Annotated in this window: 1 protein-coding gene; it reads right to left on the minus strand. The window is 35.4% G+C overall.

The genetic code is table 11. The features are described from left to right. Positions 1–88: 88 nt before the first annotated feature. Positions 89–398 (minus strand): hypothetical protein (locus CW751_RS15525; RefSeq protein WP_165779342.1); only part of this gene is annotated, 310 nt, incomplete at its 5' end.

Raw genomic sequence — 398 nt, forward strand, 5'->3', positions numbered from 1 at the left:
AGTACAATCACCTCTATACCAAACTGAACCAAAACCAATAGAAAGCATTAGAATAATTAATGCAACAATTATCCAAAAATAAATTTTCCTATTCTCCAAATACCCAAGTTTTTGTCCATTGATAACTAACTGCAGCATCTATTTCAACAGCATCAAGAAGTTTTAACGCAGGATTTGGAGAACTCCAAGGATTTAACATCCCTCCATTTGTTGTATAAGACGCACCATCCCATTGAAATAAATTAGCTTGGTTGTTTCTTGCATTTCCCCCTCTTTCATATTCTAAAAAGGACAGTTGAGCACTTGCATTAAAACCTTCACCTTCATAATCCGTATTATTAAACCGCTTGCCATTTGTTGAAGAGATAGCACCAGCATCAAAACCAAAACCAGCATCT

It is taken from the genome of Brumimicrobium salinarum (genome assembly GCF_002844555.1).
Taxonomy (GTDB): Bacteria; Bacteroidota; Bacteroidia; order Flavobacteriales_D; family Crocinitomicaceae; genus Brumimicrobium; species Brumimicrobium salinarum.